The following is a 17,780-nucleotide window of genomic DNA, read 5'->3' on the forward strand; positions in this document are numbered from 1 at the left end:
CCTCACGTCGTCAGACGGAGCGACGGAACAGCCGCGAGCTCGCCCGGCACCGCGGCACCGGACGTGACCACCAGGGCGTACTCCCCGGCATCGCGCACGGTCGCGCCACGGCGGAACACGCGCAGACGCCCGGGATCGCGGCCCTCGGCCCGCATCGCCTCGAGGTCCTCGGGGGTCGGCTCGCGCGCGACGGACGCCGACACCGTGCCGCCCGGCTCGGCGGACGGTTCGGGCAGCGGGAGGTCGGGAGCGAGCGGGTCAGTGTCCAGCAGGAGAGCCGTGCGGCCCGGCCGCACCAGCGCTGCAGCGACCGTCAGCAGACGGTGGTTCGTCGTCCGCACCTGCGCGGATCGGCCACGGTGCAGGGCCCGCAGGGCGGACCACTCCTCCGTACCCGGGTCGAACAGCTCTGCGGGCGCGCCCATCTCGATCATCGAGGACACCACGGCACTGGGCGTGGTGTCGCCGACCGTCAGGGGCCAGCGCGGGAAGAGGGATCCGGGCCAGACGTACCCGGTCTCCCCCGCCCAGACGGCCGGGTACGCCTGCGGCGCCTTCGCGGCCAGGGCGCGACGATGGCTCGCGTGCACCGAGTCGTCACCGAGCCAGGGCGGCAGTCGGCCGTCGTCGCGCAACTCGTCGTACGTCCACGCACGCCCGTCGCTGTAGTCGAGGAGCCGTGCCTCCAGGGCCTCCGCCCGCCCGCGGGCCGCCCACTCCCGGCAGGTCGCGATCCCGTAGGCCACGAGCGCCGGGGTGAATCCCCGCCACATCACCACCGCCGGGTGGTTCTTCCACCCGTAGGAGGGCCATACCAGGGCGCGCAGGATCTGGAAGGTCTCGACGCGTTGCTTCCCGAGCCGCTTGTCGTCGAGCAGCTGTGCGCTGCGGGCGAAGCCGGGGTCGGGGAGGAACGTCTGCATTTCGAGAGGGTGACCGACGAGGGCCGCGTCGAAACGAGGGTGCCTCTGCGGAGTTGCGACCTGCTCGAGTCGAACCCTGTGCCGACCCCTCTCACTGCGACAGCATCGTGTGTCATGACGATCTCCGTCGAGACGAGCTCCACCGACTCCGGGCAGTGGCGTCTCGCCGCGGTGTGCCGCGGCGAGCGCAGCGACCTGTTCTTCTCCCCCGCCGAAGAGGGACGACGAGCTGCCCGCGAACGCGAGGAGATCGCGAAGAGGCTGTGCGCACACTGCCCGGTGATCGCTCGGTGCCGCGAAGTGGCTCTCGAGTCCGCCGAACCGTACGGAGTGTGGGGCGGGTTGACCGCCCGCGAACGACGTCAGGTGCGCCGGGCCGTCTGACGCGCGACCGTGCGCACGGGCCCGGTACTCCCGCGCACGACGAGTGACGGCTCGACCACCAGCTCGGCGGGCGCGAGGCTCTCGTCCTCGAGGCGGGCGATGGCGAACCGCACCGCCGTCGCGGCCAGACCCTCGGCGTCCTGCCGGACGGTCGTGAGATCGATGCGCGAGAGGTGCGCCAGCTCGCTGTCGTCGTATCCCACTACCGAGACATCATCGGGCACAGCGATTCCGGCACGGTGGAACGCGTCCATCAGTCCCACCGCGCACAGATCGTTGCCGGCCATCACCGCGGTGGGCACCCGCCGCTCGGCGACCATGCGCGTTCCGGCGGCACTGCCCGCCTCCTCGGTGTGCGCACCCGGCCACACCACGGCGGGAAGACCGCGCTCGTCCATCGCGGCACGGAAGGCGGCGCGACGCTCGGTCGCACCGGAGTCGGTACCACCGTCGACGTGGTGGATGTCCACGTGCCCGAGACCGACGAGGTGGTCGACCGCCTGACGCACTCCGTGGTCGTCGGCGCTGCGCACGATGTCGAAGTCGGTGGCGGGCAGGGCCCGTCCGATCATGACCACCACGGCCCGCTCCTCGAGATGCGCGACGTACTCGGGTGAGGACGACGGGCCGAGCAGGATCACGCCTTCGCAGCGATGGCTGAGCAGCGCCTCGATCGCCTTCGTCTCGTCCCGGCCGGGCGCACTCGCGGACAGCAACACCTCGTACCCGGCCGCCTCGGCCACGGGATAGATGTGGGTCACGAGATCGGCCTGGAACGGCTGTCGCACGTCGATCACGACCCCCAACGTCCTGCTCCGCCCGCGCGCGAGGAGTCGCGCAGCGTTGTCGGGTCGATAGTCGAGTTCGCGCGCAGCGGCGAGGACACGGTCGCGAGTGTCGTCACTCGCACCCGGTTTGCCACTGAGGACGAACGACACCAGGGTCCGGGACACTCCCGCCAGAGCGGCGACGTCACTCATCGTCGTCTTGCGGCTGCGGGGCGGCGTGGACACCGGCACTCCTCTGGGACGGGGCTTGACACGGAAGCGTGATCCACCTCATAGTAGCTTAAGCGCGTTACTTAAGCGCGTTAGTGCCACAGCACGAGCGCCGGACATTCTTCGAGAGGAACACCCGAGACATGAGCACGATTCGCGTCGGATCCGCCCCCGACTCCTGGGGAGTGTGGTTCCCCGAGGATCCTCAGCAGACCCCGTACGGCCGCTTCCTCGACGAGGTGTCGGCGTCGGGCTACGAGTGGATCGAACTGGGCCCGTACGGCTACCTGCCCACTGATCCGCAGAAGCTGCTGTCGGAGTTGGGCTCTCGGGGTCTCAAGCTGTCGGCCGGCACGGTGTTCGAACACCTGCACCAGGACGACGCGTGGGACGCGGTGTGGACGCAGATCGAGGACGTCGCCAAGCTGACCGCCGCCGCCGGCGGGAAGCACGTCGTCGTCATCCCCGAGATGTGGCGTGACCCCTCCACCGGCGCGGTGCTCGAGGACCGCGACCTCACGGCGGACCAGTGGCGCAAAAAGACGGAGGGCATGAACGAGCTCGGCAAGCGCATGTTCGAGCAGTACGGCGTCAAGGCGCAGTACCACCCGCACGCCGACAGCCACGTCGACACCGAAGAGAACGTGTACCGCTTCCTCGACGGCACCTCGAGCGAGTTCGTGAACCTGTGCCTCGACACCGGCCACATCAGCTACTGCGGCGGTGACAACATCGCGATCATCGAGCGGGCGCCCGAGCGCATCGGGTACCTCCACCTCAAGCAGGTGAACGAGGAGGTCCGCGCCAGGGTCGCAGCGGAGGATCTGCCGTTCGGCGAGGCCGTCAAGCTCGGCGCCATGACGGAACCGCCGCTCGGCATCCCGGACATGCCCCCGCTCCTGAAGACCATCGAGCGCCTCGCGGACGACGGCAAGCTCACCGCGGACATCTTCGCGATCGTCGAGCAGGACATGTACCCGTGCGCCGTCGACGCTCCCCTGCCGATCGCGCAGCGCACCCGGAAGTACCTGGGCTCCTGCGGCATTCCCGCCGTCACGTTCGCCTGACCACACTTTCGCACCTACAGAAACGGATTGACACGATGACCACCGAACTCCGCATCGCGGTCCTGGGTGTCGGCATGATGGGTGCCGATCACGTCGCCCGCATCACCTCGAAGATCACCGGCGCCCGCGTCGCCGTGATCAACGACTACGTCAGCGCGAAGGCCCACGAGCTCGCCGCGACCATCCCCGGCTGCCGCGTCGTCGAGGATCCCCTCGACGCGATCGCCGACCCCGAGGTCGACGCCGTCGTCCTGGCCACTCCCGGCCCGACCCACGAGAAGCAGCTTCTCGCGTGTCTCGAGCACGGCAAGCCCGTCATGTGCGAGAAGCCGCTGACCACCGATGTGGCCACGTCCCTCGCCGTCGTGGAAGCTGAGGCCGCGCTGGGCAAGAAGCTCATCCAGGTCGGATTCATGCGCCGCTTCGACACCGAGTACGACCAGCTCAAGGCACTCATCGATTCCGGCGAGCTCGGCCGTCCGCTGGTGGTGCACTGCGCACACCGCAACCCCGCCGTGCCGCCGCACTTCGACAGCGCGATGATCGTGCGCGACTCGCTGGTGCACGAGGTGGACGTCACGCGCTTCCTCCTCGACGAGGAGATCACGTCGGTGCAGATCATCAGCCCGTCGGCCAATCCGTCGGCACCGCAGGGCCTGCGGGATCCGCAGATCGCCATCTTCACCACGGAGTCCGGTCGACACGTCGACGCCGAGGTGTTCGTCACCACCGGCGTCGCCTACGAGGTGCGCACCGAGGTCGTGGCCGAGCACGGCAGCGCGATGATCGGTCTCGACGTCGGCCTCGTCCGCAAGTCCGCTCCCGGAACCTGGGGCGGCACCATCACTCCCGGCTTCGTGCAGCGCTTCGGCCAGGCCTACGACACCGAGATCCAGCGCTGGGTCGACGCGGTGAAGGCCGGCGCCGAGACGGGCAACTACGTCGACGGCCCCGGAGCGTGGGACGGATACGCTGCAGCCGCGGTGTGCGAGGCCGGCGTGAAGTCGCTCGAGTCCGGTGCCCCGGTCGCCGTCGAGATGGTGCAGCGCTCGTCCATCGTCGGAGCCTGAGATGAAGATCGCGCTCGATCCGACGCCGTTTCATCATTCGCATTCGCTGCTCGAGCTGCCCGCCGTGGTGGCCGATCTGGGGTACGAGTGGTTGCAGCTGACGCCGCACGTGGACATGATCCCGTTCTTCAACCATCCCAAGGCCGATGACGGGTTGGTCGCGAAGTTCCGCAAGGCGTGCTCGGACGCCGGCGTCGGGATCGCGTCGGTGTTGCCGGTGCTGCGGTGGTCCGGTCCCGACGAGGACGCCCGCGAGGCGGCCGTGCGCTACTGGAAGCGGGCCATCCAGATCACCGTCGACCTCGGGGTGTCGACGATGAACACCGAGTTCTCCGGTCGACCGGAGAAGCCGGAGGAGTCCGAGCGGGCGTTCTACCGGTCGATGGAGGAACTGGTCCCCATCATCGAGCGCGAGGGGCTCGACGTCCTGATCGATCCGCATCCGGACGATTTCGTCGAGGACGGGCTCGCCGCGATCCGCACCATCCGCGGGATCAACTCCCCGAACATCGGCATGGTGATCGTGGCGTGCCACCAGTTCCACATGGGTGGTGACCTGCCGGCGATCATGGCCGCCGCCGGGGACATGGTGCGTCTGGTGCACGTGGCGGACACGATGGATCATCACCGCTCGCACGGGTTGCGGTACATCACCAACCCACCCGGCAACGCGGTGCGGGTGCACCAGCACCTGAAGATCGGAGACGGAGACGTCGACTGGGACCAGTTCTTCGGCGGCCTGGGCTCACTCGGGTTCTACGACAACGACACCGTCATGGTGTCGAGCGTCTTCGCCGAGAACGAGAACGCCCACGACGTCTCCCGCTACCAGCTCGAGACGATGACCCGGTACGTCGAGAAGTACCGGGCCTGATCGCCTCTCCCGAGAAGTGTCAGGACGGCTGGACCCCGGGGGTGCGCACGATCATGGGCACCCCCGGGAACACCGCCGCCATCTCGGCGCGCGACTTCCGCAGCGCCGCAGTGCCGTAGCCCTTCTTCCGGTGTCCGGGGTGGATCCACACCCGAAGGTCGATGTCGCCACCGGCGAGCTCGCCGAAGACGATGCCCACCTTCTCCGCGCCCTCGCGTGCGACGAACCACGCGGCCTGCTCGGAGTCGAGGCGGTCCCGTGCCGCCGCCAGCTCGGTGTCCAGATCACCGGCTGCTCCGCCGGATCCGTCACCCGCGGAACCGACGTCCGCGAGGCGGGCGGCGAACAGGTCGCGGTCGTCGTCCGAGAACGCTTCCAGCACCAGGGTCTCTCCCGCGCTGGCGGGACGCTCGGCCAACGTGAAGTTCAGGCGGCTGTCCAGGTCCTCGAGCTCGGCGGCGTTGCTCCGGCGGGCGTCCTTGGTGAGGCTGGCGAACGACATGCCCATGACGGCCTCGCCGCCCAACCGTGACGTGCCGAGCAGGGTGGCGATCGCCTCCACGGCGTCGGGCCGAGTCTCGGCCTCGACGATGACGTCGAGCACCTCGTGACGACGTTCGAAGGCCGTCAGTAGGGCGGACGTGATCTCTCGGCGAGCGGCAACATGATCGTGATCGGTCATCGCGTGATCATAGGGCTTCGCCCCCGTGCGCGGTTTGCGTACTCGGGGATGCGCGAAAGGCTCACGGGGGGATCATGGACCCATGCACCCGAGACCGCTGCGCAGGATGGGTTTTCTCACGATCGGACTGTTCGACGGGGACGACCCCGCGGCCGGGCACGAGTCGACACTCGCGATCATCGAGCTGGGCGAACGTCTCGGCTTCGACAGCGCCTGGTTGCGGCATCGCCACCTGCAGTACGGCATCTCCTCCCCCGTCGCCGTGCTGGCCGCCGCATCGCAGCGGACCTCGCGGATCGAGTTCGGCACCGCCGTGACTCCGCTGGGGTGGGAGAACCCGGTGCGGCTGGCCGAGGACCTCGCCACCGTCGACATCCTGTCCGGCGGGCGCCTGAATCCCGGGGTCAGCGTGGGCCCGCCGATGAACTTCGACCGGCTCAGGGATGCACTGTACCCCGACACCGCCGATCGGGAGGACTTCAGCTACGCCCGGGTCGAGCGGCTCCTCGCCGCGATCCGAGGCGATCGTCTGACGGACTTCGAGGGGATGGACGGCATCGAGGTGCATTCCTCACGCGCACAGCCTCATTCGCCCGGTCTTGCGTCCCGGATGTGGTACGGCGGAGCGTCGCTCGGGTCGGCTCGCTGGGCCGGCGCGAACGGTATGAACTTCCTGACGAGCAGCGTCGTGAAGGCCGAGGCGGACGACGACTTCGACCCTATCCAGCTCTCCCACATCGAGGCTTTCCGCTCGGCACACTCGGCGGGGAACGGTGCTCGGGTCTCGCAGGGCTTGGTGGTGATTCCGACCGACTCGGCCACACCGAGCCAGCGTGCCCGCTACCAGGAGTACGCCGATGCCCGTCTGGGCCGCACCCGGTCACCGGTCGGCCCGGCCCGCCTGCTGTTCGCTCCCGATCTGGTGGGCACCACCGAGCAGCTCGTGGAGCAGTTGCAGGCGCGCGCAGCCTTCCGGGAGATCGACGAGGTGGCGTTCGCTCTGCCTTTCAGCTTCGACCACGACGACTACGTGCAGATTCTCACCGACATGGCGACGACGCTCGGGCCGGCGCTCGGGTGGTCACCGGCCGGTGGGCTCGAGGAGTAGACGCGCGGCAGCACGCGCACGGTCGAAGGGCCGCTCGACCACTCCCATTCCCGCGCACACCAGCGCGCCCTCGTGCACGAGCATCAGCAGGTCGGCCGTCCCCGCCGGGTCGGGCACTCCTGCGGCCGCGAGGATGTCGACGAACAGATCGGCCATCCAGCGCTTCTGCCCGATGATCACCGGATAGGCCGGGTGGGCGGGGTCGCTGATCTCCGCGTGCGCGTTGACCATGCTGCATCCCTTGCCACTTCGCTGCGCCGTCCACTCGGCCGAGGCGACGAGCACCGCATCGATCCGATCGCCGGCCTCGTCGGCGGAGACGGCACCCAGCCGGACGGCGAGGAACTCGCGCCACTGACGGTCTCGTTCCCGCAGGTACTCCACGACGAGCCGTTCCTTGGACTCGAAGCGGTCGTACAACGTCTTCTTCGTGACGCCGGCTCGCGCCGCGATCGTGTCGACGCCGACCGCGTGAATGCCCTGCTCGTAGAACAGCTCGTCGGCCGCGGCCAGCACGGCACGCGCCTTCGGCGTCCAGGCGACCTCGGATGTCATGTTTCGAACTATACCGATCTGTGTAGTCTGCTGTCATGAGTAGACAGATCGGTATACCTGTGGATCGACGCACTGCCGTCGGGTCGGTACTGGCGGGCGCGGCGTTCGTACTCTGCTGGTCGTCCGGTTTCATCGGCGCGAAGATCAGCGGTGAGGACGCTGCCGTCACCACCGTCCTGATGTGGCGGTTCCTCCCCCTCGCCCTGCTGCTCGCACCGACGTGGCTCCTCGGGTCTCGCCGAGTTCGAGGCCCGGACCTGCGGCGGCAGGTGATCGTGGGCTTTCTGTCGCAGTCCGGCTACCTCCTCACCGTGTACTGGGCCATCGGCCTCGGGGTCTCCACCGGCACCACGGCCCTCGTCGACGGAGTGCAGCCACTCGTCGCGGCAGCGCTGGCGGGCCCCCTGCTGGGCGCGGCGGCCTCGGGCCGACAATGGATCGGGCTCCTGATCGGTGCTCTCGGCGTCGCGCTCGCCACCGTTGCGGACGCCACGGCGACCACCGCGACCACCCCGGCGTGGGCCTACCTCGTTCCGCTGGTGGGAATGATGTCTCTGGTCGCCGCGACCTTCGTCGACCGTCGCGCCCAGCGACCGGCACCCGTCAGCGCCCTCGGAATCCACTGCGCCACATCGGCCGTCGTCTTCACCGCCGGCGCGGTCGCGACGGGCACCGCGGTACCGCCGACGACACTCGACTTCTGGGCGGCGACGGCGGGACTGGTGGTGTTCGCGACGTTCGGCGGGTACGGGCTGTACTGGTATCTGCTCGACCGGGTGGGGGTGACGAGGGTGAACGCTCTGATGTTCCTCGTACCGCCCGTCACCACCGTGTGGGGCGCCCTGCTCTTCGGCGAGCCGTTCACCGCCCTCACCGCGATCGGTCTGGCGCTGACCTTCGTGGCCATCACTGTCGTCACGATGCGTCCCCGGGCCGGAACCCGACGGGACATCCCGGAGTCGTCGCTAGCATCGGTGTCATGACGGACGGCCGGGAGTACACCGAGGACGGCCACCACATCGTGATCGACGGGCGGAAGTGGCGCGCCACCGATCCAGACATTCCCGAGGAGCGCGGCGCCGAACTGCGGTCGATCCTGATGGCGTGGCGACGCGACGTCCGCCGGACCGGCGGCGCCGCGGAGTCCCGCGCCGGTGTACAGGCCGCCAAGGTCGCTCTCGGCGAACGCGGCACGCCGTGGTGGGAACAGTCCGACGACGAACGCCGCGCGCGTTGGGAGACCGACGTCCCGAGGCCCGGTACCGACGACGCGTAGTCGGCCGCCGTCCGGGTAACCCCCGCCCATGGCCGACGACCGCGCCCCCGCCCCGCGACCGCGCAGCGTGCTCCCACCCGTGCTCCACGATCAGCCGATCCGGGCACGCGGGCGAGACCTCGTGCGTGTCGCCGATCTGGACGAGAGGGGCGTGGCCGAGGTGCGCACCGACGACCACGGGGTGCTCGCGGTCGGCATCCGGCCCGACGGGACACCGTTCGCCGTCGGGAACACGTGCCGCCACCAACTCGCCAAGCTCGGGCGCGGGCGGGTGACCGAGAACGGCTGCCTCCAGTGCCCCTGGCACAGGGCGGAATTCGACGTGACCGACGGGTCCATGGTGTCCGGGCCCAAGGGAGTGATCTTCGGTTTCCCGCCCTACTCCGCAGTGGTGGCCGCCGTCGGACGCGCCGTACCGCTCACCACCGCGCAGGTGGAGATCGTCGACGGCGTCATCCGACTCGCTCACTGACCACGTCCGCGGGGATCCTGTCGAACCACGGCCGCGCCACCTCGAGCTCCGCGGCGAGCACCAGCAGCCGAGTCTCCCCACCCGGTGGCGCCAGGAAGTGCACGCCGACTGGCAGACCGTCGACTGTCGCCGAGAGCGGAACACTCATCGCCGGCCGCCCGGTCAGATTGGCCGATTGCGTGTACGGGACAGCGGACAGGCTGCGCATCACCGCGTCCTGCACCGCGCCGAGCCGTCCGAGAATAGGTCCGAGTCGCAGCGCGAGCGCGAGCCGGGCGCCCACCCTCTCGACGAACGGGGTGTCGAAGGCGCCGATCAGCGGCGCGGGACCCGCCGTCGTGGGTGTCATGAGCAGATCGAAGCGGCGGTGGAATGCAGCGATGGCGCGGACGTGGTCCTGCCAGCGTGCCAGCGCCGCATCGTGATCCACCGCTCTCGTGGCGCGCCCGATCTCGGCGAGGACCAGCGTGTCGAGTTCGAACTCCGTCGTGGTGGGCCGCGCCGTGGCCGACGCGGACGACACCTCGGCGGCGAGGTGGACGAACCACGGCACGAGGAAGTCTCTGGCCAGCTGCTCCTCGTCGAACGGCGAGGCGACCTCCTCGACGGTGTGGCCCAGTTCGACGAGCAGGTCGCGGGCGCGGTCGAGCGCGGCGAGGACGTCCGGGTGGGGTGCGTCGTTCAGCGCCGATCGCGCCGCGACCCCGATCCGAAGCCGAGGACCCGGCCGGCCGAGTGCCTCCACATGGGGCGTCGACGGGGCCGCGAACTCGAAGGGAGCGTCGTCGTCCGAGCCGCGCACGATGTCGAGGAACGCGGCCGAGTCGCGCACGGAGCGGGTGAGCACACCGGTGACGGCGCTCCCGAAGAGCATCTCCCCGGCGCGGGGCCCGGCAGGGACGACTGCCCGGCCAGGCTTGAGTCCGAACAGGCCGCAGTACGCCGCGGGGATGCGGATGGAGCCGCCGCCGTCACTGGCGCCGGCGACGGGCACGATGCCCGACGCCACCGCGGCGGCCGAACCACCGGAGGAGCCACCGGGTGTGCGGGCGGGATCCCACGGGTTGCGGGTCGCACCGTGCGCCTGCGGCTCGGTGACTCCCTTGGCGCCGAATTCGGGTACGGCCGTGCGGCCCAGGACGACGACCCCGGCGTCGAGCCACCGTTGCACCACGGTGTCCGTGACCCGGGGCCTGGACGACGCCCCCGAGCGTGACCCCGACGTCTCGACGATCCCGGCCTGAGCCTGGAAGAGATCCTTGAGCAGGAACGGCACTCCCGCCATCGGACCGGACAAGGCGCCCGCGGCCCGCACTCGCGCGGCATCCTCCTGCCACTGCACGAGGGCGTTCAGGGTGGGATCCACCTCGCGCGCTCGCGCGATCGCGACCTCGACCAACTCCGCGGCCGTCACGTCGCCGGACGCGACCAGCTGGGCGAGCCCGGTCGCGTCGTGGGCCCGATACTCGTCGAATCTCATGGCGCTCAGACTAGGTGCGCGTGCCGCCGACGAGCGCCGGTGTCGTCGAAGTCTGGACACCGCACGGCCCGTGACCCCGCGAACCGATCACGTTCCAGCAGAGACGATCGCCCGGTCCACGATGCGCCGCAGCTGCTGCTGCTCTGCCTCGTTCCGAGGTGCGTAGAGGTAGAGATAGCTGTCCGGCAGTCCCACGAGGGAACGCCCGGCCAGCGGATGCCGCTCTCCCCAGCCACGCGAGACGATCTCGGCGACGTCCCGCGGATCGGCGACCACGTGCATCGACCCCTGCGCGTCGTGCACGTGGGCGATCTCTCCGCGAGCACGCCGAGCGGCGGCGCTGCGCGGGTGATCGACGTGGAGCGCGTCGCCTCGACGTTCCAGATGGCTACGCGCGCTGTGGCATCCGTCGGTGGAGCTCAGGATCGTCAGGTGATCCTGCAACGACCGGACACTGACGGGATCGCCGTCGGACACCACCTGCCGGTGCGGGATCGGGAACGGTGCCATGACGGGTCGACTGCCGCGGTCCGGCAACTCGAGCGCACCGACGGCGGCCCGGATATCGTTGTCGCGCAGTCGAATGGTCTCTCGACAGAGGGGGCGTAGAGCGGTCATGACCACCCAGCCGACCGGATTGTCTGGGAGCCCGCCCGGCCCGATCGCGCGCCAGCGTCGATAGTCGTCCAGGATCGCGCGCAGACCTGGCGTACGACGTACCGTGTTCATGACCCACCCCCATGTGCGACGGCCCCCACGACCGACCGTCGCATCATGCCCCGGGTGCACCCGGCGAGCAACGGGCTCGTCGCACACGAGAGTCAGTGCGCGGCGACCGCCTCGGCGGGCCGCACGGCCTTGTAGGCGAGTGCACCGACCACACCACCGATCAACGGGAAGACCAGGAACACCCACAGTTGCGAGAGTGCGTTCCCGCCGGCGATCAGCGCAGGCCCGATGGAGCGCGCCGGGTTGACCGACGTCGAGTCGACCCCGATGGCGAGCAGATGCACGAACGCGAGCGTCAGTCCGATCGGAACCCCGGCTGCCGCAACGGAATGCGGCCCTGTCACGCCGAGTACGACCAGCACGAGAACTGCCGTTGCCACGATCTCCACGATCGCGACGGCGAGAAGCGAGTAGTTTCCTGCCGAGGCGTCGCCGTATCCGTTGGCGCCGAGACCGTCGACCGTCCGGTCGTATCCGGGTCGACCCGTCGCCATGGCGTAGACCACCAGGGCGCCGACGAGTCCGCCGATCACCTGTGCGGCGGCGTATCCGGCGGCGCGGGCGGCCGTCATGCGGCCCGTGACGAGGAACGCGAGCGTGACCGCCGGGTTGATGTGGCAACCTGACACGGGTCCGAGCACGAACACCATCGCGAGCAGTGTCAGGCCGAAGGCGAGCGCGATTCCGGTGGTGCCGACGTCGTCGCCCGCCAGGACGGCGGTGCCCACACCTCCGATCACGAGAACGGCGGTGCCGATGGCCTCGGCGATGTAGACGGTGAACTTGGTCATCGTCGTCCTCCTCGTCGGGTGCGGCGCTCGTCGATCTTGCGCTTGGCGTAGCCCCACGTCACGCGGCCCAGGCCCTCGAAGAGTCGGCTGGACAGGCTCCGACGGGCGCTCATGCGCGCACCTCGTCGGTGCGTTTCTCGATCGTGGTCATCATGGTTCCTCTCTTCGACCGGCCCGCGGAGTGCGAGTCGGTGTGTGTGGTCGGACGAGACTGTGGTCAGGCGGCCGTGCGGTGGCCACCGACCTGCACGTCGTGCACGACGACGTCGACGCGGCTGCAGGTGAGTCCGGTCAGTGCCGTCACCGCACTGGAGACGTTGCGGCGGACGTCCGCTGCGACGTCGGCGATGGATATTCCGTAGTCCGCCACCAGATCGAGCGAGACGACTGCGGTGCGGTCGTCCACCTCGACCGACACCCCCTGTGTGTGCCTCGCCCCGTCGACGCCCACTGCGGACCGGAGTACGTCGAGCGCACGAGAACCGGCCGGTTCCAGGGCGTGGAGGCCCGGTACCTCTCGTGCGGCGATGCCGGCGACGGTGGCGACCACGGCGTCCGCAACGACTGTGCGGCCGCGATCTCTGCGGTCGGTTCGGTCGTCACTGTGGTCGACGGTCGATGCGACGGACGTCCTCACGGCGTTTCCTGTCGCAGTCTGCGGGGCGTTCACTTCAGGTCCTCTCTCTGGACTGTGACGGCTCGTCACAGTCATTGAGTCGGGTCCTCACCACGAAAACGCACGTCGGAAATCAAGTCATGCGCATCACATCGGTTTGCGCGTGATCCTGCGCGGGAACAGTCACGTCGGGGAAAGTAGTTGCTTCATCAATCTTCGGGGTGGGTCACTCCGACGGCGGTTCGGGGGGAACAGTGCTCAGTCGTCCGTCGATCGCGCCCGATCCCGGCAGTCCCGACGTGGCCGGTGATGTCAGCCTCCCGTCCATCGCAGCACCGTCGGCGGACCGCGACACGTCCACTCGTCCGACGTTCGCCGCCGACCACCGCGAGCTCGGCGATCGCGCCCTCGCCGCCGCCGCGGGCATGGGCGACCGACGCGCGTTCGAGGAGATCGTGCGCCGACTCGGACCGGACATGTTGCGCTACGCGACGCACCTCCTGTCCGACCGAGGCGCTGCCGAGGACATCGTCCAGGACGCGTTGGTCGACGCCTGGCGCGGACTGCGCCACTTCCGTTCCGACTCGTCGCTGCGCACCTGGTTGTTCAGCGTCGTCTCCCACAAGGTGACGGATCATCGGCGGCGCCGCAGCATCGCGCCCGTCGAGGACTGGGTGTTCGAGAGGCCGAGCCAGGACCCGAGGGACGACCCGTCGCGCACCGTGTCCGACGCCGACTTCCTGTCCGCGTTGGACGATGCCCTCGCTGAGCTACCGTATCGCCAGCGGGCCTGCTGGTTGCTCCGTGAGGTCGAGGGCATGAAGCACACCGAGATCGGCACGGTCATGGCCCTCTCCCCCGGTGCCGTCCGCGGCCACCTCACGCGTGCACGCGCCACACTCGAGACACGATTGGAGACGTGGAGATGACGTCGGGTCAGCCTGATTCGACACCGCCGCAGACGGATTCGACGCTCCGTCGAGCCGCGAGCGTGCTGCGCGACGCGCCTGTGCACGGGTGGGTGGACATCAGCGCCGCCGCCCTCTCACGCGTGCGAGCCGTCGGGGTCCGGACGTGGCCCCTCGACGCCCGCTACCCCGACGAGGGCGTCGTCGAGGGAGTGGACGTCGACGCCGACACCCTTCGGGTCAGTGACGTCGTCGTCCGCATCGCCGTCCGCAGCGCCGTCGCCGAGGTGGCGGGCACGGAGCCCGCCGACATCTCGCTCTACACCGAGGGTCACCGGTGCACGGGCGGTCTGGTGACGGTGATCGCCGCCTACGGCACGGATCTCCAGGAGGCCGGCGATCTCGTCGCGAGCCGGGCAGCTGCCGCTCTGACGGATGTCCTCGGACTTCCCTACAGCGCCGACGACATCGGCGTCGTGATCGCAGAGATCGACGCCCCCGACCAGGCGACGGCGTCTACTTCACCATCGTGAACTGGCGGACGTCGATCAGTTCCCGCCGGAAGAAGTCGGCGCAGCCGGGCAGGTACCGCATGTAGGTCTGGTACATCGCCTCGTCGGCGATGGCGACGGCTTCGTCCTTCCTCGCCTCCAGCGCGGCCGACCACAGATCGAGCGTTCGAGCGTAGTGCTGTTGCAGCGACTGGACCTTCTCCACGCGGAAGCCGGCTCGCTCGCCCTTCTCGATCACCACCTGCGGGATCGGGAGCTCGCCGCCGGGAAAGATCTCGCGGCCGATGAAGTCGGCGAAGTCCATGTCCGCCCGCGTCACGCGCGACTTCTGCCGGAACATGTCGCGGCCGAGTTGCACGATGGTGTGCAGCATCATCCGGCCGTCCCCGGGCAGGATCGAGTAGGCGCGGGCGAAGAAGTCGTCGTAGCGGGGGGAGGTGAAGTGCTCGAAGGCGCCGATGCTGACGATGCGATCGACCGGCTCGTCGAACTCCTCCCACCCCTGCAGCCGCACCTCGGTGGTGCGTCCCGTGTCGAGCCCGTTCAGCATCGCCGACACGCGCGAGCTGCGCTTCCTCGAGTGTCATGTCCTCGCGCTCGAAGTACGCACAGCTGTAGGTCTGCGTCGGATCGAGGAAGAGCCTGAAGAACTCGTCCGAGAGGTCGTAGTGAGCTTGGACGTCGTCGTAGAACGGCTGAAGATCGGACACTGAGTTCCTCCACGGGTCACCGGACAACCGAGCCCCACCCGACGGTGGTGCTGCGGCGCCCGTGTTCCCGCGATCGTCGCGTCGAAACACGCCGTCAGATCCTCGATCAGGGAGTTTCGGTCGGTCCGACCGCCGTACCCGTGCCCGACCGCGTCACCGAACACCGGAGGTGACCGAAACCGATGTGCTTGTTCCTCGCCAGCTCGTCACATCGGTGTGCCCGGCGCGGCCAGCAGGTCGCGGCACGCCCGCGCACATCGCCGACATGCGTCCGCACACGCGGCGCAGTGCTCGTGCATCCCCGCATGCCGGGCGCACTCGTCGGCACAGTCGTCGCACCCGGACGCACAGGCGATCAGCACGGCGCGTGCCGTCTCGGACCGGGCACCGCTCCGCGTGATGATCCGGGCGGTCGCGGCACACAGGTCGGCGCAGTCCTGATCGAGTCGAATGCACGACCTGAGTCGCGCGACGGAATCCTCGGCGAGGCAGGCGTCGGCACAGACGGTGCACGCCGTCGAACAGTCGAGACACGCCTCCACACAGGCCGCCACCAGTGCACGATCACCATCGAGGGGATGGGTGGCCAATAGGTCCGTCACGGTCGTCATCGCTGCTCCTTCGTCGCACGGATCGCGTCGGTGTCGGCTACCCGCGGACCGTCGGCGGAAACGACGCGTACGACGTCGCGTCAGCCCAGGGCGACCGGCAGCAGACCGCGGGACGTGTGGCGAGCGATCTGCTCCAACGCCGGACCCAGGCGCGGATACTCGAACTCGAAATCACTGCGCCGCAACACCTCGGGATCCACCCACCGACTCTTCAGGACCAGTTCCGGTTCGGTGCGGATGACAGCGGCGCCGGCGTGCAACAACCATGCGGGGGTCGCGACACCTCGTGACCGTCCCAGGTGACGTCGGACCTCGCGCATCATGGTGGCGTTGTCCACGGCGAACGGTGTCGCGAGGTTCACCGGTCCCGCGATGTCCTCGCGCGCGTACAGATGGTCGATGGACCGGAGCACGTCCGCGACGTGGATCCAGCTGAACATCTGTGTGCCGTCACCCATCCGGCCGCCGAGTCCGAGCCGCGCCAGATCGATGAGGGGGTTGACGGCGCCGCCACCGGCACCCAGGACGATCGCCATGCGCAGAGCGATCTTGCGGAGGCCGGTGGGCGCGTCGAACAGTTCGCGCTCCCACGCGCGGGCCACCTCGACGGAGAAACCCGTCCCCACGTCCCCGTCCCGCTCCGTCATCGGCCGGTCACGAGCATCGCGGTAGATGGTTCCGGTGCTGGCGTTGAACCACACGTCCGGAGCGCGGTCCACACGCGAAAGGGCCTGGCCCAGTGCGGCCGTCGTCTCCACCCGCGAGGAGAAGATGACGTCGGCGGTACTCTTGGTGTAGCGGCAGCTCACCGAACGGCCCGCCAGATTGATCACCATGTCGGCTCCGTCGAGGACACGGGTCAACCGGTCACGGTCCGACCACGACGCGTCGTTGACGGCGCCGCGGCCCACGGATCTCACGTCGATTCCCCGGTCCCGATACGCCCTCGCGAGGTACTGCCCGATGTATCCCGTCGCTCCACAGATCACGACGGTCCGTACGTCTCTCGTCATCGCCCGCTTCCCTTCTCGGATGTCATGGTGTCCACCAGCCCGACGATGTCGCCGAGCAGTCCTCGCGCGACCGGCAGTCGGGACAGGCTGATCGTCTTCGTGACGACGGGAACGAGACCGTCGACGAGCGCGCGGGTGCGGCGTTGGTCGTCGGATCCGTCCGTGACCCAGTGCAGGGTCACACCCAGGTACGCGACCCACAGCAACGTGGGGAGTCGACTCTCCAGCGATGCCGGTCCGCGCTGCTTGGACTTCTGCAGAGTCAGTCGCATGAGGTCCACGGCCATGTCTCGCGCGGCGGACGATTCGGGCGAGAAGGGACTGGAGGTCGACTGCAGGGGAAGCGCCGACTGGAAGAACGAGCCGCCGAAGCTTCGGTAAGGGTGCATCACGTCGAGACCGGCGTGCAGCACCGCCGAGAGGTTGTCCGCCAGCGAGGCGCCGTCACGGAGCAGGGGTATCGCGCGGGTCCGATGCTCGCGTTGGACGACGAGATACAGCTCGTGGACCAACTCGTCCTTGCCGGCGAAGTAGTAGTAGGCATTGCCCAGCGAGACGCCCGCCTCGGTCGCGATGCGCCGCATCGTGGTCGCCTGGAACCCGTCCTCTCGAAAGAGTCGAAGCGCCACCTCCACCAACCGCTCCCGCGTCGCCGTGTCTCGCACCATGTCGGACTCCCGTCTTGAACGTGTTCAACAACGACCGTAGCGAAGTTGAACACGTTCAACAAGTGCCACCATGAACTCGCGACGAGAATCGAGGGGAGGGTGCGATCAGGAGATACGGCGACGGCGAACCGCCGTCACGACCGCGCTGACGACGAGGATCAGACCGAGAAACTGGAGTCCCGGTGAATCGTCGGCGCCGCCGAGAACGATCGCCGCCAGACCGAGCACCCCGAGCAGCGCGACGACGAACCATCCGTTCATGGTCGACACGCTACTCGGCCGTCCGGTTCATGACGTTTGTCATCGCTCGACCGTGACGGTGTCATCTCGACC

22 protein-coding genes and 1 pseudogene are annotated in these 17,780 nt (G+C 69.1%); 10 read left to right on the plus strand and 13 right to left on the minus strand.

The window, feature by feature from the left end:
• Window positions 1-2 precede the first annotated feature (2 nt).
• Complete coding sequence (locus HQ314_RS05095; RefSeq protein WP_222649398.1) at window positions 3-923, minus strand: MSMEG_6728 family protein; 921 nt, start codon at window positions 921-923, stop codon at window positions 3-5.
• A 114-nt stretch (window positions 924-1,037) separates the two neighbouring features.
• On the opposite strand from HQ314_RS05095, the gene HQ314_RS05100 reads away from it, so the two are divergent.
• Window positions 1,038-1,307, plus strand: a complete 270-nt coding sequence (locus HQ314_RS05100; RefSeq protein WP_222649399.1) for a WhiB family transcriptional regulator — start codon at window positions 1,038-1,040, stop codon at window positions 1,305-1,307.
• Here the strand turns inward: HQ314_RS05100 and HQ314_RS05105 are convergent.
• On the minus strand, window positions 1,286-2,287 hold the full coding sequence (locus tag HQ314_RS05105) for a LacI family DNA-binding transcriptional regulator (protein ID WP_037185774.1): 1,002 nt from the start codon (window positions 2,285-2,287) through the stop codon (window positions 1,286-1,288). The genes HQ314_RS05100 and HQ314_RS05105 overlap by 22 nt on opposite strands.
• A gap of 161 nt (window positions 2,288-2,448) precedes the next feature.
• Between HQ314_RS05105 and HQ314_RS05110 the strand changes: the two genes are divergently transcribed.
• Genes HQ314_RS05110 through HQ314_RS05120 form a run of 3 tightly spaced genes read left to right on the plus strand, consistent with a single transcriptional unit; the run spans window position 2,449 to window position 5,316 of the window.
• The gene (locus HQ314_RS05110; RefSeq protein ID WP_027505594.1) at window positions 2,449-3,372 is read left to right on the plus strand and encodes a sugar phosphate isomerase/epimerase; all 924 of its coding nucleotides are present in this window, start codon (window positions 2,449-2,451) and stop codon (window positions 3,370-3,372) included.
• Between the two features lie 35 nt (window positions 3,373-3,407).
• On the plus strand, window positions 3,408-4,442 hold the full coding sequence (locus tag HQ314_RS05115; RefSeq protein WP_027505593.1) for a Gfo/Idh/MocA family protein: 1,035 nt from the start codon (window positions 3,408-3,410) through the stop codon (window positions 4,440-4,442).
• A 1-nt stretch (window position 4,443) separates the two neighbouring features.
• Entirely contained in the window at window positions 4,444-5,316 is an 873-nt protein-coding gene (locus HQ314_RS05120) for a sugar phosphate isomerase/epimerase family protein (RefSeq protein ID WP_056448610.1), read from the plus strand.
• 19 nt (window positions 5,317-5,335) lie between these two features.
• On the opposite strand, the gene HQ314_RS05125 is transcribed toward HQ314_RS05120, so the two are convergent.
• A complete protein-coding gene (locus HQ314_RS05125; protein ID WP_222649400.1) occupies window positions 5,336-5,998 on the minus strand; it encodes a GNAT family N-acetyltransferase in 663 nt (220 codons plus the stop codon).
• An 82-nt stretch (window positions 5,999-6,080) separates the two neighbouring features.
• Here HQ314_RS05125 and HQ314_RS05130 point away from each other — a divergent pair, with 82 nt between their 5' ends.
• A complete protein-coding gene (locus tag HQ314_RS05130; RefSeq protein ID WP_222649401.1) occupies window positions 6,081-7,106 on the plus strand; it encodes an LLM class flavin-dependent oxidoreductase in 1,026 nt (341 codons plus the stop codon).
• On the opposite strand, the gene HQ314_RS05135 is transcribed toward HQ314_RS05130, so the two are convergent.
• Window positions 7,080-7,661: a TetR/AcrR family transcriptional regulator gene (locus HQ314_RS05135; protein WP_222649402.1), complete on the minus strand. Its 582-nt coding sequence runs from the start codon at window positions 7,659-7,661 to the stop codon at window positions 7,080-7,082. The genes HQ314_RS05130 and HQ314_RS05135 overlap by 27 nt on opposite strands.
• Before the next feature lie 35 nt (window positions 7,662-7,696).
• Between HQ314_RS05135 and HQ314_RS05140 the strand changes: the two genes are divergently transcribed.
• The 3 genes from HQ314_RS05140 to HQ314_RS05150 are packed head-to-tail and all read left to right on the plus strand — an operon-like array spanning window position 7,697 to window position 9,409.
• Window positions 7,697-8,644, plus strand: a complete 948-nt coding sequence (locus tag HQ314_RS05140; RefSeq protein WP_222649403.1) for a DMT family transporter — start codon at window positions 7,697-7,699, stop codon at window positions 8,642-8,644.
• Complete coding sequence (locus HQ314_RS05145) at window positions 8,641-8,937, plus strand: hypothetical protein (RefSeq protein ID WP_027505588.1); 297 nt, start codon at window positions 8,641-8,643, stop codon at window positions 8,935-8,937. The genes HQ314_RS05140 and HQ314_RS05145 overlap by 4 nt, the downstream gene beginning before the upstream one ends.
• Window positions 8,938-8,965: 28 nt before the next feature.
• Window positions 8,966-9,409 (plus strand): Rieske 2Fe-2S domain-containing protein, encoded by a 444-nt coding sequence (locus HQ314_RS05150; RefSeq protein WP_222647467.1) that lies wholly within the window; start codon window positions 8,966-8,968, stop codon window positions 9,407-9,409.
• Here the strand turns inward: HQ314_RS05150 and HQ314_RS05155 are convergent.
• The 4 genes from HQ314_RS05155 to HQ314_RS05170 all read right to left on the minus strand — a co-directional run bounded on the left by HQ314_RS05155 (window position 9,390) and on the right by HQ314_RS05170 (window position 13,046).
• A complete protein-coding gene (locus HQ314_RS05155) occupies window positions 9,390-10,889 on the minus strand; it encodes an amidase (protein WP_222649404.1) in 1,500 nt (499 codons plus the stop codon). The genes HQ314_RS05150 and HQ314_RS05155 overlap by 20 nt on opposite strands.
• An 87-nt stretch (window positions 10,890-10,976) precedes the next feature.
• Window positions 10,977-11,618, minus strand: a complete 642-nt coding sequence (locus HQ314_RS05160) for a luciferase family protein (RefSeq protein ID WP_056448638.1) — start codon at window positions 11,616-11,618, stop codon at window positions 10,977-10,979.
• Window positions 11,619-11,710: 92 nt separating this feature from the next.
• Window positions 11,711-12,409 (minus strand): aquaporin, encoded by a 699-nt coding sequence (locus HQ314_RS05165; RefSeq protein ID WP_222649405.1) that lies wholly within the window; start codon window positions 12,407-12,409, stop codon window positions 11,711-11,713.
• 217 nt (window positions 12,410-12,626) lie between these two features.
• Window positions 12,627-13,046 (minus strand): Asp23/Gls24 family envelope stress response protein, encoded by a 420-nt coding sequence (locus HQ314_RS05170; RefSeq protein WP_222630003.1) that lies wholly within the window; start codon window positions 13,044-13,046, stop codon window positions 12,627-12,629.
• Between the two features lie 233 nt (window positions 13,047-13,279).
• Here HQ314_RS05170 and HQ314_RS05175 point away from each other — a divergent pair, with 233 nt between their 5' ends.
• Together HQ314_RS05175 and HQ314_RS05180 are read left to right on the plus strand one after the other, a co-directional pair.
• The gene (locus HQ314_RS05175; protein WP_231476307.1) at window positions 13,280-13,954 is read left to right on the plus strand and encodes an RNA polymerase sigma factor; all 675 of its coding nucleotides are present in this window, start codon (window positions 13,280-13,282) and stop codon (window positions 13,952-13,954) included.
• Window positions 13,945-14,466 carry a hypothetical protein gene (locus HQ314_RS05180; protein WP_222649406.1) on the plus strand — a complete coding sequence of 174 codons (522 nt, stop codon included), beginning with the start codon at window positions 13,945-13,947 and terminating at the stop codon, window positions 14,464-14,466. The genes HQ314_RS05175 and HQ314_RS05180 overlap by 10 nt, the downstream gene beginning before the upstream one ends.
• Here HQ314_RS05180 and HQ314_RS05185 read toward each other — a convergent pair.
• The 5 genes and pseudogenes from HQ314_RS05185 to HQ314_RS05205 all read right to left on the minus strand — a co-directional run bounded on the left by HQ314_RS05185 (window position 14,450) and on the right by HQ314_RS05205 (window position 17,708).
• A pseudogene (locus HQ314_RS05185) lies at window positions 14,450-15,155 on the minus strand (class I SAM-dependent methyltransferase). The gene HQ314_RS05180 and the pseudogene HQ314_RS05185 overlap by 17 nt on opposite strands.
• Window positions 15,156-15,361: 206 nt before the next feature.
• A complete protein-coding gene (locus tag HQ314_RS05190) occupies window positions 15,362-15,766 on the minus strand; it encodes a four-helix bundle copper-binding protein (protein ID WP_222649407.1) in 405 nt (134 codons plus the stop codon).
• An 80-nt stretch (window positions 15,767-15,846) separates the two neighbouring features.
• Window positions 15,847-16,779 (minus strand): TIGR01777 family oxidoreductase, encoded by a 933-nt coding sequence (locus HQ314_RS05195; protein WP_222649408.1) that lies wholly within the window; start codon window positions 16,777-16,779, stop codon window positions 15,847-15,849.
• Entirely contained in the window at window positions 16,776-17,447 is a 672-nt protein-coding gene (locus tag HQ314_RS05200; protein WP_222649409.1) for a TetR family transcriptional regulator, read from the minus strand. Before HQ314_RS05200 ends, HQ314_RS05195 begins: the two co-directional genes overlap by 4 nt.
• Window positions 17,448-17,552: 105 nt before the next feature.
• Window positions 17,553-17,708 (minus strand): hypothetical protein, encoded by a 156-nt coding sequence (locus HQ314_RS05205; RefSeq protein ID WP_197027779.1) that lies wholly within the window; start codon window positions 17,706-17,708, stop codon window positions 17,553-17,555.
• Window positions 17,709-17,780: the final 72 nt, after the last annotated feature.

This window comes from Rhodococcus sp. BP-332, assembly GCF_019836065.1.
GTDB lineage: Bacteria > Actinomycetota > Actinomycetes > Mycobacteriales > Mycobacteriaceae > Rhodococcoides.